This is a genomic window from Canicola haemoglobinophilus (genome assembly GCF_002015075.1).
Taxonomy (GTDB): Bacteria; Pseudomonadota; Gammaproteobacteria; order Enterobacterales; family Pasteurellaceae; genus Canicola; species Canicola haemoglobinophilus.
Window position 1 is genome coordinate 66994 of sequence record NZ_MUXZ01000021.1, and the last position, 15501, is coordinate 82494.

10 protein-coding genes, 2 rRNA genes and 1 other annotated feature (1 of these 13 only partly in view) are annotated in these 15501 nt (G+C 38.8%); of the genes, 2 read left to right on the forward strand and 10 right to left on the reverse strand.

All coding sequences use genetic code 11. The features are described from left to right. Window positions 1–114, reverse strand: a sequence feature (His leader region) (it extends 20 nt beyond the left edge of the window). A gap of 100 nt (window positions 115–214) precedes the next feature. The 6 genes from B0186_RS07740 to B0186_RS07760 form a co-directional block, all read right to left on the reverse strand. Then, window positions 215–1453, reverse strand: a complete 1239-nt coding sequence (locus B0186_RS07740) for a Wadjet anti-phage system protein JetD domain-containing protein (protein ID WP_078218797.1) — start codon at window positions 1451–1453, stop codon at window positions 215–217. Then, entirely contained in the window at window positions 1446–4808 is a 3363-nt protein-coding gene (locus B0186_RS07745) for an ATP-binding protein (protein ID WP_115252405.1), read from the reverse strand. The genes B0186_RS07740 and B0186_RS07745 overlap by 8 nt, the downstream gene beginning before the upstream one ends. Next, window positions 4809–5567, reverse strand: a complete 759-nt coding sequence (locus tag B0186_RS11535) for a DUF4194 domain-containing protein (protein WP_115252404.1) — start codon at window positions 5565–5567, stop codon at window positions 4809–4811. A 9-nt stretch (window positions 5568–5576) separates the two neighbouring features. Next, entirely contained in the window at window positions 5577–7034 is a 1458-nt protein-coding gene (locus B0186_RS07750; RefSeq protein ID WP_078218798.1) for a DUF3375 domain-containing protein, read from the reverse strand. Window positions 7035–7413: 379 nt separating this feature from the next. Then, window positions 7414–8196 (reverse strand): class I SAM-dependent DNA methyltransferase, encoded by a 783-nt coding sequence (locus B0186_RS07755; protein WP_078218799.1) that lies wholly within the window; start codon window positions 8194–8196, stop codon window positions 7414–7416. A 44-nt stretch (window positions 8197–8240) separates the two neighbouring features. Further along, entirely contained in the window at window positions 8241–9497 is a 1257-nt protein-coding gene (locus B0186_RS07760; RefSeq protein ID WP_078218800.1) for an aromatic amino acid transporter, read from the reverse strand. 169 nt (window positions 9498–9666) lie between these two features. Here B0186_RS07760 and ppa point away from each other — a divergent pair, with 169 nt between their 5' ends. Together ppa and B0186_RS07770 are read left to right on the forward strand one after the other, a co-directional pair. Further along, window positions 9667–10194 carry an inorganic diphosphatase gene (gene ppa, locus B0186_RS07765; protein ID WP_078218801.1) on the forward strand — a complete coding sequence of 176 codons (528 nt, stop codon included), beginning with the start codon at window positions 9667–9669 and terminating at the stop codon, window positions 10192–10194. Window positions 10195–10264: 70 nt separating this feature from the next. Further along, a complete protein-coding gene (locus B0186_RS07770; protein ID WP_078218802.1) occupies window positions 10265–11026 on the forward strand; it encodes a M48 family metallopeptidase in 762 nt (253 codons plus the stop codon). A gap of 64 nt (window positions 11027–11090) precedes the next feature. On the opposite strand, the gene rluA is transcribed toward B0186_RS07770, so the two are convergent. The 4 genes from rluA to B0186_RS07790 form a co-directional block, all read right to left on the reverse strand. Beyond that, complete coding sequence (gene rluA / locus B0186_RS07775) at window positions 11091–11756, reverse strand: bifunctional tRNA pseudouridine(32) synthase/23S rRNA pseudouridine(746) synthase RluA (protein ID WP_078218803.1); 666 nt, start codon at window positions 11754–11756, stop codon at window positions 11091–11093. A 1-nt stretch (window position 11757) separates the two neighbouring features. After that, window positions 11758–14649, reverse strand: a complete 2892-nt coding sequence (gene rapA / locus B0186_RS07780) for an RNA polymerase-associated protein RapA (protein WP_078218804.1) — start codon at window positions 14647–14649, stop codon at window positions 11758–11760. A 270-nt stretch (window positions 14650–14919) separates the two neighbouring features. After that, a 5S ribosomal RNA gene (rrf, locus tag B0186_RS07785) occupies window positions 14920–15035 on the reverse strand. A 258-nt stretch (window positions 15036–15293) separates the two neighbouring features. Beyond that, window positions 15294–15501, reverse strand: a 23S ribosomal RNA gene (locus B0186_RS07790); the annotation flags it as partial.

A 15501-nucleotide genomic window follows, 5' to 3' on the forward strand; every position in this document is an offset into this window, starting at 1 on the left:
GACCTTCCGAGAGATTTTTATTTGTTTTGATACTTATCGCATTCACTCGGAAGATCTTGTCTTCCGCGTACACCAAATGCCCGAAAGACTATTCAGGGGAAATGGTGATGATGTTTACGATAAGTGCGGTTTAAATTCATTTTGTTTACTCCAAAAACGAGTGCTTTTTAATCTACTTGGAAAAATAAGTGATTACAAGTCTTTTTTTAATTTTTTATTTCAATAAAAGTTCAGAGGATAACCACTCATTCAGTGAACTCAAAATCCAGTCATTATCAAGCCGTTCTTGTTCTAAACGAGTTTTACCAAATACGCCCGCTTGCAAGCGGTCAAATAATTGCTTTTCTTGGCAAGTTAAATACTTGGGCTCTTGCCGATTGCCAGTGGATTCATTCACCATTCTAGCTTGAAAACGCAATAGCGTTTGTTCATTCATCATCAATGCTGTTAAGTTCGGCAATATCGATCTTGCCTGATTTAAAATCATCAAACCCTCATAATCAATATCGCCCCAATAGCCGACAGTTTTATTTTGCAGCCAAGTCGCATTAAGCCACGCAATATTTTTACCGCCACCAGCAATGGCAATGCAATCTACTAATTCAGGTAAAGCTAAACAAGATTGCTCATTTTCAACGATCAAAATTCGCTGTGCAGGCAAAGGATAATTGCGCAAAGTCTCTGAATTTAAACGCAAAATCGGCAAATTGCCCAATGCTTTTTGGGTTTTCTGGCAAAGTGGCTTGACCAACAGCCAATCTTTAGGTTTTTCCAAACAATCGAGCCAATTTAATAAACCATCGGGCAGAACATTTTGATGAATACTATGCAACAAATTTTCAATGAGCTTAAAATGGCTTTCGATGAATTTGCTATCTACACCAACAACTTTTAAAGCTCGCAAATAACAACCTTGTCCCATATTTTGCTTTAACTGTGGTATAAGCTGACGAAGTTGCGATAATTCATCTGATGAAAACAATCTGATTTCAGACAGAAAATCAATTAAACAGCGAAAAACTGCCTCATTTTTTGGCATGGTTTGAAACAAAAATTGTAGCCGCTCTTGCCAATCTTTGAGTTCCACCACATAGCTTTTACCTAAAAAACAGGCTAAATCTTGTATGCTGTGCAACACCAATTTTGTGGGAATATTCTGCGTACCAAAATGACGAAAACGACGATTTTCCCAACGCACTTCTATTGATGAAAGGAAAAGTGATGAATGTGGAATGTTCAACTTTTTCCACGCCTGCACAACCCCTTGAAAATTAGCTGTATCGCTAAGCATCATCGTGCCCGATGCTGGTGGTTTTAAACTCACTTCCAAAGGAAAAGTGCGGTCGCCTTTTAGCCGATTTTTTAAATTGCTGTGGTTTAGCCATTCTCGTTTCAGCAATTGCGAACGCACGTCATCGGGTAACAATCCCCATTTATTTGCCAATTCAGCCATGTTCAATTTCTATTCCTAAATCGCCAGCCACTTTGTCTAATGCCTGTCGTTTCGCATATTGTTCATCTAGCTCTTGCCAAGTAATTTCACATAAACGGCTTTCGTGCTGCGCCACATCACGCTCTGCAATCAATAAACTTCTCGCCGCTTCTCTAGCCAGATTAAGATTTTTAAACGGTGTGATCAAATTAACGTGAATATGCAAGGCTTTGAATACTTTCAGCACTCGTCGGCTTACGCTTTCTGCGGTATTAGAAAAGGCTTCATCTAAAAAAACAGTACAGTAAACAGGGCGATCTGCATCTTCCGAGGTCAGCACATAAGCAAGACTTGCCGCTAAAATTGTGCCAGCAAAACTCTCTTTTTCACCGCCAGATTTAGCACTAGAAGAACCGAGCACATCTAATACTTCTTGGCTGTCTTGATGAATTTCTTCCGCATAAAAACTAAGCTGAAATCTTGGATCAAGCAATTTTTGGCTTTCCAAAGTATGTACGCTCGTGTTGCTTGCTTTGTCCAAAATATCCACAACGTCTTTTAATAGAGCAAAACGCTTTTCATGATCATCATGATTGATGGAATTTAAAGCTTGTTTGACTTTTTGGTCAAACTCAACCACTTGCACATATTTTTCTCGTTTATAACCCAATTTTAAATAAGAATTCTGTTTAAATTCAGTACGTTGCAATACATTGTTAATTTTGCTGATACGTTCACGAATACGCTCAAATTCACTTTCAAACTGATTTTGTAGGCGAGCAAGAGATTGCGTTGTGTGTTTATTTAAACGCTGTTTAAATTGCTCTACTAAGTTTGGTAGCCCTTCTTTTTCTAAGATTTGAATATAAGCTAAATAATCAACCAGCCCCGCTAAACCTGCGCCCCATTCCACTGTTAAATGCGGCCAAGTTGTTTGGAATGAGGTCATCACGCCAATCGCACTTCTTTCATCTTGTTGTTGCTGTTTACGCACTTTATCTAAGAGCATTTCAAGGGATTTTTCCACATTCATCTGCTGATGAATATTTTCCAACTCCACTTTGCCAATGCGTTTTGCCAATAAATCACGAATATTTTCGGTTAATTCTTGTTGCAAGAGCGGTTGTAAGCCTGCAAGTTGCTGTTGCCAATGTTGCTGTTCATGTTCTGCTTTGGCATATTGAGCGGAAAGTTGTGTTTGCTGCTGTTGGATTTCTTTGAGAGCCATTTTGGCTTGTTCCCAGCGTAACTTGGCTTGGTATAAATCGCCTTTGTTATTTTCTAATTCTGCCAGAATTTTTTCATTTTCTACCAATTGGTTTTGATAACGTTCAACATCAATCTGCTCCCACTGCATTTCACTCAATTTTTGCCAATTTTGCTGTTGTTGCAGTAAGTTATTTTCGTTGTTATTCACTTGCTCAAGATCGTGAATAATTTGCTTCAGCGCTGCGGCAATTTGTTTCTGCTCAGTCTCTAATAAAGCCAGTTTTTGTTGGTTATTAAAACCTAATTGCCATTGGCTACGATCATTGATATTGCGTTGATCCTTTTTCTCAAAATAGCCTTGTTTCAGGTGAATTAAACCTTCTTTAGTCATAGAAAATGGCGTAGCATTCAGCTGCTCCACATTGTTCACACAAATTAAATCTAGCTTTTCTAAATAACCTTTGAGCCAATGTTGATAAGGGTGTTCCCGCCATACCAACTTGGTCAAAAAGCCATTTTGTTTAAAGTGAACAGGCGTATTTGCAAAATCTTCGGCAAAATCCACCGCTTGTAAACGCACAAATAATCCCGTATAGCGGCTATTCAACCATTTCGTGACCTCTCGATAACGTTGTTCTGGCACCAATAACGTAGTGCGTTTTCCGCCCATGGCTCGCTCAATTGCACCTTGCCAGGCATACTCTTGCTCATTCACATCTAATAATTCGCCAATAAACATTAGATCTTGTGCCTCAAACTCAAGAGATTGTGCCAATTCATCACGTAGCTGTTGATATTTAAGATCAATGTTGGAGTTTGGACGTTTAGAGAGTTCTAACCACTCTGCTTTGAGTGCGTTTTCTTGTTCTTCCAAATGCTTGCGTTGCCCATGCAGATCGGCGTATTGCTCTTTGTTTTGGATTAAGTGCTGTTTGACTTCAATAATTTTCTCTGCACTCAAGGATTGGTGCTGTAAAAAGAGCGGTTCATTTAGTGCGTTATCAAGTTGTAATTGTTGGCAGATAGTTTGATATTCGCACGCCTGTTTAGCCATAAATTGCAGACGAGCTTTGAGCTGTACGATTTCATTCCGTAGCAGATCAATACGTTCACCGCCAAGCTGCAAGTATTCCGCATGGCGTTGCTCAACGGCATTTTCACTATCTTGAGCTTGCTCGGTAAGTTGCTTTAATTGCAAGGAAAGAGCGGTCAAATTTTGCTGAATTTCTGCAATTTTTTCTTTGAGTATGACACTTTTTTGTTCGGCAAAATAAATTGGGAGGGCTTGTTTTTGTGCGGTTAATAAATCCACTTCTGCACTCAATTTTTCAATGCTTTGAGCTAAGATAGGTAAGTTTTCCAACTTATTAAGTTGCTTTCTAGCATCAAGTAGGCGGTGATGAATAGCCACGAGATCTTGAAACTCATTAACCACATTTCTTGCTTCATCACGAATATTGCTCGGTTCCAATACCAATTCCCGAATGAGTTTGGTTAGGTCATCAATTTTTTTCAAGCCCAAAGCACGAGATAATAAAGCTGGGGCATTTTTATTTTCCATCCCCAAAAGTTTGCGATACAACTCGGCATAATCACTATAACGATCATCACAACAAATAATATCAGGCTGATTTTTAAACCACTGTTTGAGCTGACGACTTGAACCATCAGAGAAAAACTCAAGCACCGTTTTTAAAGCTAAATCTTTTTTGGCAACCAAATAGATACGTTTCACATCACTTAACTGTTGGCTCGCTTGTGGCAATGAAAAAATCGCCATCAAGGTAATTTCAGCACCATTATCGCCTCGATATAAGGCTCGAATACCTGTCACTACTGATTTTTCTCGCTTGCTCCGCACTTTAACGCCAACGCCATCGTGAGCTGTACCGAAACTACCGCGCATATAAGAAACCAAGGAACGATCACTGCGATCCCCTTGTGCGGCTGCCACATTGAAAACCGCTTTTCCGGCTGGTTGCAACAATGCCATTAACGCATCAATAAAGGTTGATTTACCTGTGCCATTATCGCCCGTAATTAGCGTGCCTTGCGGATCAATTCTGGCTGAATGTAAGCCGTTGAAAGAACCCCAGTTATAGACCGATAGTTCAGCAAGGCGAATTTGATTAGGCTCGGCACCGAAAAGATCTTTTTGTGCGGACATTTATTCCCCCTCAGATTGTAAAGTTTCGCCATTTTGAGCAAGCTCCAGATAGGCTTGTAACATCGTGTCCAACATCTCCGCACTCACCACATAACGTAAGAGCGGTGTAATTTCAAAGCGATCTTCCGAACCTGCCACGCTCGCTAATAATTTACGCTTTTGTAAATCCTTCACTTTGGCAAGCAATTTTTTGCGATCCTTACTGGCGTGATCGGTTAATGGCACAAAAGGCGACAAATAGGCTTCCAAGCGTTCTATATCAATAATAATTTTCTTCTCGCCACTGTCTTCCCGCTCTCGATAATGCTTGCGTAGCACCAGTAAAATTAAGCTGTCATACAAAGAAAGTTGACGTTTGCTCATTAAAGAAAGGGGGAGCTCAGTTTCATCGTCAATATCCGCCTCTGTCATTTTGATAAATGCCACACCAAATTGCTCATCAAGCACCAACTGCAAATACACTTCTGCTAAATGTTGGCGAATAGGCTGCTCATAACGACAAAGTGCGGCGAATAAATGGGGCGTTTGGCTATTTAGAATGGCGATTTGCTTATATAAATAGACTAAAACTCGGCGCGCCTCCTCTGGCATAACAAAAGGAGAAGCAATTTCTTGCGGGGTATTTTCTTGATTACTTTCTTGCCCTTCAATTTGAAGATCCTCCCTTTGTTTTTCTTCCACTGGGTTATTTGAGTTAGGACTTTGCTCATCTTGCTGATTATCTTTTGTTATGCCTGTCACACTTGTAAAAAAGCTCATAAATTCCCCTTATAAATTCAACATATTGATATTTAATGGAAATAATCCTGCATCGAGTAACAATGTTGGTACTTTGACTTTAAGCTGATTACCTTGTCTATCTTTAATTAAAAAGCTCTCTTTACCTTCTAATTCAGGTGCACCAACAGTTTTGGCAATACGCAAATAAGCCACAAGCTCTTCTAGCCCTGAGTTGATAGGTGCGTACTGCACTAAATTTGCCAAAGTTAAAGCCCCTTGTTGCTTAAAAACATGAAGAATTTTTTCAGCGACTTGGTAAATTTGCACCGTATCAATGCTATTTAATACCGCTTGGCTGGCTTGGCGATGATTGCTTTGTTCTTGGATATCAAGCTCAAGTGGTTCATCAGGTGAGCGTAGTTTTAAGGTATCTGGCGATCGAAAATTAATCGGGCTAATTGGCAAGCTCACATTGACCATTTGTTCTAAGGCAATATTCTTTTCTCGCAAGTTAATGGCAAGGCTTTCTAATTTTTTAATTAAACTATCAACGGCTTGATTTTCTGCGGCTGCACCACTTTCGATATAAGTGCGTAATTCTTGTTCAGTTCGACGACGAATTTTAAATACCCTTTCACTCTCACGAGTAAGCTCACGCATAAGCTGAGAAAGAAATTGTTGCTGAAAAGGTGAAAGGAAAATGGCGGCTGGGCTGGTTAAAATCTGATGTAATTGTTCACGAAATTCGATACTACGATTGGGATCACATAAAAGTTGGAAAAAACCTTCAAAGGCACTACCAGCTTCCGTTTTATTTAGTAGTTCTTCCTCGCTCATCAAATGTTGCAAAATATTGCCTCGATGTTGCTCAGCAGAAATCATTTTGATGCGTAAATCTTTATCCAACTGACGAGTTTCCTCTTCAAGTCGCCGAAAATCCCCAGTTAGCAAGGATGCAAGCTGATAAATCTCTTTAATTCTTTCACTTTGTTGCTGTTGATCTAACTCGCTTACAATACCTGCTTGCAAGGTTGCAATTTCACGTTCTAACTCGGCTTTTTTAGTTTCCAAAACAGTAATGCGCATTTCAGCGTTTTCACTTAAAGCCACAGATAAATCTCGCACCGCATCTTGCACAATGCGTAGATGGGAAGCGGATGTGCCAGTAGAACGTTCATCAAGCTGACGGACAAAACGCAATGCGAGATCTACCGCATCAGTTTTGGTTAAGACATCGTCCATTTCCCGAAGCCAGCCTTTGGCAATCCATTCATTTAAATAAGTACTGGCTGGCGTTTCTGTTTCCCAAACACCTAATTCTCGTGCTTGTTCCAACTCTGTCTCTAACAACAAACGAGCTTGACCATAACTAATTTCGGCTTCATTTTGGAAAAGATCACCAATAAACCCTAAAATATAAGGTGCATTTCCCACCCGCAATAAACTCCAGGCATGATTTTCTTGGTATAAGCGCTGATATTTGGCTTGTAAGGCTTGAAAAGACATAGGAATTTCCTTGGTAAAAAGTGATGATTTTTTACTTTGATTTCTCTCAATTATGAATGCTCAGTAATCATCATTTATAAATCGTCTTTTCAAACTATAACCGTCAAAATAGGACCAACTCAAAAAGCAAAAGTAATTCTTCGATATAGATCGCAAAATTAATATTTTCTGACCGCTTTTTTGCAGAAAAATAGAAATAAATAGAAGAAAAGTGGGCTTTATGTGCTCTTAGAGTGAAGATTAAGGGAGGGGGATTTTTGCGATAATTTGATTGCATTTACGATTGGCTGGAACTAGCAGAGCTATATTCCAGCCATAGAAAAAAGAAAGATATGTAAATTCATGCAGATAACGATTTGCCTGTTGAAATAATTTCAATTTATGAAAATGATTGGTTACCAGGTTTTGTTAATTTTTTTGCTTTAATAAACAACAATACCGGACGATGTTGTAAATCCTTAAATTCTTGTTGCCATTCGGGACTATTTGCCAACATGGGTTCTTCTATTTGCTCAATACTAAACCCTGATTGAATAAGATTATTCACAATAGTGGCTAAAGTGCGGTGGTAAGTTTTGAAAGGTTGTTTAAACCAATTGCGTAACCTTTCCCCTTCATCACGATAAAAATTCAAACGATAAGCGAGTTGTCGTTTATTTTCATCCTTTTCCCAACGCTCCCCACCTTGATAACAAGTTACAATTGGGTGTTCTTGTGAAAAAATTAAATAGCCGTTATCCGCCAATTTGGCATAAATATCCGCCAATAACTGAGGAAAATCCGCAATATAATGAAATGCAAAAGAGCTAGTAATCACATCAAATTGATCTTCTGCCAACTCATTTAGCTGTTCCATGGCTTTATGATGCAAAGCAAAGTGCGGTGTAAATTCGGTAAGATTTTGATGTGCTTGATTAAGCATATTTTTTGAAAGGTCCATGCCTACGACAAAATCTGCATGACGTTGTAAATATAAGGCTAAATGTTCGCCGCAACCGCACCCCATATCTAATAGGCGCTTTCCTGTTAAATCAGGTAGCAAAGACAACATTGTGGGTTTCTCTACTACCTCATTTAAGCTGATTGGATTTTTCCGCAGTTTTTGGTATAGCTCGAAAAAATCCTCTTGATCATATACTGAATAATTCGTTAATTTTTGCATAAGAAAACCTTAAATTCGTTGCTGAATTTAAGGTTTTTAGCATATTAACCTTTAAATTCAGGTAGGAAACCGAATTGCATTGCAAGTTGTGCAAAGATATTTAATAAACCAAATAAGATGATGAAATATATCATAAAATTTCCACCATAGGCGGTAAAGCTACTATTTTTAAATTTCGCACGGCTCGCTTTGGCTAATAATGCTGGCACAATAACTGCCCAAATGGTTGCCGCCAAACCTGCATATCCAATCGCCAAAACAAAGCCGTAAGGAAATTGTAAGCTTAATAGTAAAGGCGGTAAGAATGTGATCAATGCAGTTTTAGTGCGCCCAGTTGCACTGTCATCAAATTTAAATAAGTCAGCAATATAGTCAAATAGCCCTAAAGTGACGCCTAAAAATGAACTTGCAATTGCCATATAAGCAAAAAATCTTAGTGCGGTCGCTATATAATCTGTTTGTAAATATTTACTTAAGGCATCTAATAATGCGGAAATATCACCGCCCTTTTCAATTACGGGCATAAATTCAGCCCTTGGCAAATTCCCTTGAATAGCTAGCTGCCATAAGATGTAAATCACTAATGCGATGCTCGTGCCAATAAAAATTGCTTTTAATACCTGAGTTGCATTGCGATCATAATATTTTACTAAGCTTGGTACATTTTGCTGGAAACCAAAAGAAACTAAGCAAACGGGCAAAGCCACTAACGCATAAGGCAAATATTGCTGTTCACCTTGTTGCACGGTATTGAACAAGATTTCTGTATTGACTGAGCCAACTAAATTGGTCACAGACAAGAAAAATGAAATGACCATACCACCAATTAATACGACACTAAAACGGTCAACGGCTTTAGTAGAAAACCAAACAAAACTTGCTAACACAATACAAAAGATCAAAGAGCCATAACTACGCCCAATATCAACCGCACTTTCTGCGCCACTGAATAGCTGATTGATAAATCCTTGGGTAATGCCACCGCCTGAAGTGATGTAAGCATAAGTTAAAATATAAAGAACAAAGGCAACAGATAATCCATTGATTACATTCCAACCATTTCCAAGTAAATCTTTAACAATGGTGTCAAAACTTGCCCCAGTTGGATAATGTAAATTTGCCTCAAGTAGCATCAATCCTGATGTTGTTATGCAAAACCAAGTGTAAATTAAAATTAATGTTGAACCTAAAAACCATACGCCAGCAGTTGAAGTTGGGTTAGCTAACATTCCTGCACCAATAGTTCCGCCTGCAATAATCATGGCGCCACCAAATAAAGAAGGGATTTTTTTTGTTGTCATAGTATTTCCTTTTAAAAAACAAATTTTGCACTATTATAGTAGTGCAAATTAAATTTACAATATATTTTTGTGCCAACAAGATTATTTTCTGAGAACTCGACAAGATCCCAAAAATAAGGCTATAATTCCGCAGTCTTATTCATCAATAACTTGTAAAAGGAAAAGCAAAATGGGTTTAGAAAATGTACCTGCTGGTAAAGAATTACCAGATGATATTTATGTTGTAATTGAAATTCCAGCAAACTCAGATCCAATCAAATACGAAGTAGATAAAGAAAGTGGTGCGCTATTTGTGGATCGCTTTATGGCAACTGCAATGTTCTATCCAGCAAACTATGGCTATGTAAATCACACTCTTTCTTCTGATGGCGATCCTGTGGACGTATTAGTGCCAACACCATACCCACTACAACCAGGTTCAGTTATCCGTTGCCGTCCAGTTGGTGTACTAAAAATGACTGATGAAGCAGGTGGTGATGCAAAAGTGGTTGCTGTTCCACATAGCAAATTAAGCAAAGAATATGATCATATTAAAGATGTTGGCGATTTACCGGCATTATTAAAAGCACAAATCCAGCATTTCTTTGAAAGCTATAAAGCATTAGAGCCAGGCAAATGGGTTAAAGTTGAAGGTTGGGGTGATGTAAATGAAGCTCGCCAAGAAATTTTAGAGTCATTTGAGCGCGCTAAAAAATAATTGATTAATACTATTTACCGCTCTGGTTAAAAGAGCGGTATTTTTTTATCAAAAATCTAAGGATATTCCTATGTCGATTAAAAAAATTGTTTTCGTTACGTTGGCAACATTATTCCTTAACGCTTGTGCAGATTCCGCATCAATTAATCAACAAGCTGCCTCTAGCTATGTACAAACCATCGGACAAGCAAAAGCCAAAGGCGTAGTTGATAACAGTTCATCTACGGCAAAACGTGTACATCATATTTTCAACAAAATGCGCCCTTATGCAGACAAAGAAAACAAGACTGGACAAGCATTTACCTGGCAATTAAATGTAATCAAATCAAAAGAAATGAATGCTTGGGCTATGCCTGGTGGCAAAATGGCTTTTTATACGGGATTGGTTGATAACTTAAAATTAACAGATGATGAAATTGCCACTGTCATGGGACATGAAATGGCACATGCATTAAAAGAACATGGCAAGAAAAAAGTAAATTTGGGGACATTCACTAATGTAGTGGCACAAGTTGCTCATGCTGCGTTATCAACTCAAATTGGCCCGGAGGCTAGTGGACTGATTGTTGGACTTGCTGCAGATTGGGGCTTAGACAAGCCTTATTCACGCAGTGCGGAAGAAGAGGCTGATGAAGTAGGTTTATTCTTAATGGCAAAATCTGGCTACAATCCTGAAGCTGCGCCAAGATTATGGGAAAAGATGAAAAAAGCATCTGGCGGTTCCAAAGGCGTATTAGACAAACTTGCCTCTACTCACCCTAGTGATGATGCTCGCCAAGCAAATTTATTGAAATTAATGCCGCAAGCCATTGAATATTATAAAAATAGATAATTTCTGCAAACAAAAAAATCAGCCCTAAGCTATACGATTAGGGCTGATTTTTTATATGGGGAAGTTAAATAGGAAAATCTGCTGGTGCACTAAATTGCATGATTTCCTTCGTTAATGGATGGGTTATTTGCAAAAATTCTGCATGCAAACACAAACGTGGCGTAAGGGCTTTTGCTTGTGGATGTGCATAGAATTTATCCCCTAGAATAGGATGACCTAAGGCAAGCATGTGTAAGCGCAATTGATGAGATCTACCAGTAATGGGTGTTAAGCGGACACGTGTAATATTATTTTCCAATCGTTGCAAAACCTCAAAATTTGTCACCGCTCTTTTACCATGTACAAAACAAACTTTCTGCCTTGGGCGATTTTCCCAATCACAAATCAAAGGCAAATTCACTGTGCCAGTGTTTTGTTCCAAGTGTCCCCAAATCAATGCTTGATAATGTTTTTTGGGTTCACGCTCACGAAACTGACGCTTTAACTCACGATCTGCCAACTTACTCATCGCAAAAAGCAAAATTCCACTTGTTGCCATATCAAGTCGATGAGCAGGTTCACAAAAACCATATTTTTCCTTCACTCTAGACATCGCACTATCATAATATTGTGGCTGATTGCCCGGAACGGAAAGTAGCCCACTAGGCTTATTCACCACAAGAATATGATCATCACGATATACAATATCCAAATATGGCTCTAAAGGAGGACGATAGTCAATTAATGCCATTTTATTCCTTATTACTTACAATCACTCGTAAGCTATCTAAACGCCAAGTAGCTTGGCTAAGTAACTCAAGAGATAAAGCTCGCTGCTGTCCTAATTGCTCAATTTCCTCTGGGCGAATATTCTTATTCACTGCTTGCAACGCAGATAAACGATTAATCTCCGCACTGAGTGATTGATCTGCTAGCTGTTTAGCTTGTTCAATTACCACTTTCGCTGGCTCTATCACATTTTGCTCACTTTGTTTCAACAATTGCTCAATAGCTGGGCGCAACATTTTGATGACTTTTGTCGCCATATTTTTACCCATTGGTTTCAATTGTTTTTGCAAACCTTTAAAAGAAACCTGATTACTTAGATCATTTCCTTTAATATCCAGAAGTAAGCGTAACGGTGTTGGCGGTAAAAAACGTGTTAATTGTAAGCCTCGTGGCGACTGGCTTTCAACCATATAAATCAATTCAAGTAATAATGTACCTGCTGGCAATTGTTTATTTACCAATAAAGCCACCGCACTTTTACCAATATCGCCACTCACAATTAAATCAATTCCATTGCGTACAATTGGGTGATCCCAAGTTAGAAACTCAAGTTCCTCTCGAGCTAGTGCTAATTCACGATCAAAGGTTACTGTTACCCCTTCTTCTTTTAAACTAGGAAAATCAGGCACAAGCATAGTCCCTGTTGGGCTAATTACAATAGATTTCTCGCCAAGATCCTCTTGTTCAACACCGATAATGTCAAACAAGTTCAAAGTGAAATCAATCAGCTCCGTTGAGCCATCTTGCGCCGCAATCGCATTCGCCAATTCTTGCGCTTGCTCACCGCCATTAGAGTTCAGTTCTAATAAACGATCTCGGCCTTGTTCCAACTCCGCTTTCAGCTGTAATTGTTGTTGATGAGTTTGCTTAATGAAAGCATCAAAGTCATCAGTAGTCAAAAACTCCGTTAATTTTGCACCGCACTTTTCAAACAAAGTAGCGCCCATAGGACAAGTTTCTTCAAAGGCATTCAATCCTTCGTGATACCATTGCGCCAAGCGAATTTGCGGTGTATTTGTAAAACAAGGTGCATAAATTTGAATATCTCTACGTTGCCCAATACGATCCAAGCGCCCAATGCATTGTTCCAATAAATCAGGATTATTTGGCAAATTAAATAAAACCAAATGGCAAGCAAATTGGAAATTACGCCCTTCCGAACCAATGGAAGAACTTAACAATACCTGTGCTCCCTCTTCTTGTTGCGCAAAATATGCAGAGGCGCGATCTCGCTCTACAATTGACATATTTTCATGAAAGACTGCACTACGAATTCCCTCTTTCTCACGCAACGCCTGCTCTAACTGAATTGCCGTTGTTGCCTGCTGACAAATAACGAGGATTTTTTCATCCCGCAAGCTTTTCACTAAATTAATCAACCAATCCACTCGAGGATCAAAATCCCACCAAGTTGCATCTGCATTCATTTTTTGGAAAATTTGTTCTGGATAAAATAAATCTTGCTCTTTGATTTCACCAAGTAAATGTAGCACTTTGATTGCATTCTGATATTGTGTTGGTAAATCCAGTTTAATTTGATGATAAGTACGATGTGGGAACCCTTTCACACCCTGTCTTGTATTACGGAATAATAAACGGCTAGTTCCATGGCGATCGATCAAGTTACTAATCAACTCATCTCGAGCAAGGGCTTTTTCCTCTGCATCTGCTTGAGAATTAAGTACCTTGAGCATAGGTTCAATATCTTGTTCACTGAGTAATTCAGCTAAATGATTTTGTTCTTCTGCGGTTAAAATATGCTCTGATAACAGGCTTTGCACGGCATCAGCAACTGGTTTATATTGCTGTTGTTCTTGCTCAAAAGCCTGATAATCATAAAAACGATTAGGATCCAATAAACGCAAGCGAGCAAAATGACTTTGTTGACCTAACTGCTCTGGAGTCGCAGTTAATAATAGTACCGCAGGGATAACCGCACTTAATCGCTCTACGAATTCATAAGCAATACTAGGTGCATCTTCTGACCAAGCAAGATGATGAGCTTCATCAACAATCAATAAATCAAAATCACCCGCTAAAGCTTGCTGAGCACGTTTTGGCTGTTGTACAAGCCAATCCAACGCACAAATAATTAAATTTTCACTAGCAAAAGGATTGGTTGCAGAACGCTCCTCTGAACTATCAAAATCTGCACAACGCTCTTCATCAAATAAAGAAAAGTGGAGATTAAAACGGCGCAACATTTCAACTAGCCATTGATGTTGTAGAGTTTCAGGCACCAAAATAAGCACACGCTGGACTTTTTCGGCAAAGAGTTGTTGCTGCAAAATCATGCCAGCCTCTATGGTTTTACCCAAGCCGACCTCATCAGCTAATAAAACTCTCGGTGCAATACGACTTCCGACTTCCTGTGCAATATGTAATTGATGAGGAATAAGACCAGCTCGATTACCTCTTAACCCCCTTAATGAAGACTGAAACTGTGCTTGTTGATGCTTTAGTGCGTTATAGCGCAAAACAAAATGTTCATTACGATCAATCTGAGCACTAAACAGACGATCTTGCGGCTTGCTAAAAGAAATTTGATGAGCCAATTCCATTTCTTGCACAACCGCATCTTCGTTATTATCTAATCGTTGTACAAGATAGAAAGCTAACTCATTGCGCATCATGACATCAACAACCTTTGCTTTCCAGCCTAATTGATGGGTAATTTCATCCCCTTGTTGAAATAGTACTCGAGTTAAAGGTGCACTCGCTAATGCATAAATACGAGTTTCATCAGATGCAGGAAAAAAAATCGTTACTGTACGATTATCTTGTTCAGTAATAATCCCCAAACCAAGATTATTCTCACTTTCACTTATCCAACGCTGACCAATTGCAAATGACATAATAAAATAAAACTCTTTCTAAAATAAATGGGGGCGTATTCTACCTTATTTAGCCTAAAAAGTTGTTATTATTGGTAAGATTTGGGAGTAATTATTTGGAAAAATAAATTAGACAAAAAATAGCAGTATAAAACACTTTATTTTCCTACCGCACTTTCTTTTGCCTTTTATTGATTGAAATGGATTTTGGTGTGAGGATGGTTTCTTTACTGGACCTTAAAAAACAAAAAAACCGCAAGCTCTCACTTACGGTTTCTTCTCTATTTAGTAACCTGGCGGTGACCTACTCTCACATGGGGAGACCCCACACTACCATCGGCGTCACGGCGTTTCACTTCTGAGTTCGGCATGGGGTCAGGTGGGACCACCGCACTATCGCCGCCAAGATTATTCTGTACTAACTCTTTTGAGATTTCTAATTAGCTTTTAATTAACTTTTTTATTCATTCTTTAATTAAGTTTCTTTTAACTGATATCATTTTCATCAGTTTTCACTAATTCTCTCTGCTCTCACAATCAAAAACAAGCTGTTCACTCTCAATTTTCTACGCTATCTTTTCTATAGCCTTCTATTCTATATCTTCCATAGCTTTCTGTTCTATCTTTAGTCTATCTCTACACAACCCCAAAACACTCAAGATTGTATGGTTAAGCCTCTCGGGCAATTAGTATGTGTTAGCTCAATGTATCACTACACTTACACACCACACCTATCTACGTCGTAGTCTCCAACAACCCTTACTGACTTATAGTCAGGGAGAACTCATCTTAAGGCAAGTTTCGTGCTTAGATGCTTTCAGCACTTATCTCTTCCGCATGTAGCTACCCAGCAGTGCCTCTGGCGAGACAACT

Excerpts from the sequence above, each read along its gene's own strand:
- B0186_RS07750 (WP_078218798.1), bottom strand. The coding sequence starts at position 7,034 with ATGTCTTTTCAAGCCTTACAAGCCAAATATCAGCGCTTATACCAAGAA.
- rapA (WP_078218804.1), bottom strand. The coding sequence starts at position 14,649 with ATGTCATTTGCAATTGGTCAGCGTTGGATAAGTGAAAGTGAGAATAAT.
- B0186_RS11535 (WP_115252404.1), bottom strand. The coding sequence starts at position 5,567 with ATGAGCTTTTTTACAAGTGTGACAGGCATAACAAAAGATAATCAGCAA.
- B0186_RS07740 (WP_078218797.1), bottom strand. The coding sequence starts at position 1,453 with ATGGCTGAATTGGCAAATAAATGGGGATTGTTACCCGATGACGTGCGT.
- B0186_RS07745 (WP_115252405.1), bottom strand. The coding sequence starts at position 4,808 with ATGTCCGCACAAAAAGATCTTTTCGGTGCCGAGCCTAATCAAATTCGC.
- rluA (WP_078218803.1), bottom strand. The coding sequence starts at position 11,756 with ATGGCATTAATTGACTATCGTCCTCCTTTAGAGCCATATTTGGATATT.
- ppa (WP_078218801.1), top strand. The coding sequence starts at position 9,667 with ATGGGTTTAGAAAATGTACCTGCTGGTAAAGAATTACCAGATGATATT.
- B0186_RS07760 (WP_078218800.1), bottom strand. The coding sequence starts at position 9,497 with ATGACAACAAAAAAAATCCCTTCTTTATTTGGTGGCGCCATGATTATT.
- B0186_RS07770 (WP_078218802.1), top strand. The coding sequence starts at position 10,265 with ATGTCGATTAAAAAAATTGTTTTCGTTACGTTGGCAACATTATTCCTT.
- B0186_RS07755 (WP_078218799.1), bottom strand. The coding sequence starts at position 8,196 with ATGCAAAAATTAACGAATTATTCAGTATATGATCAAGAGGATTTTTTC.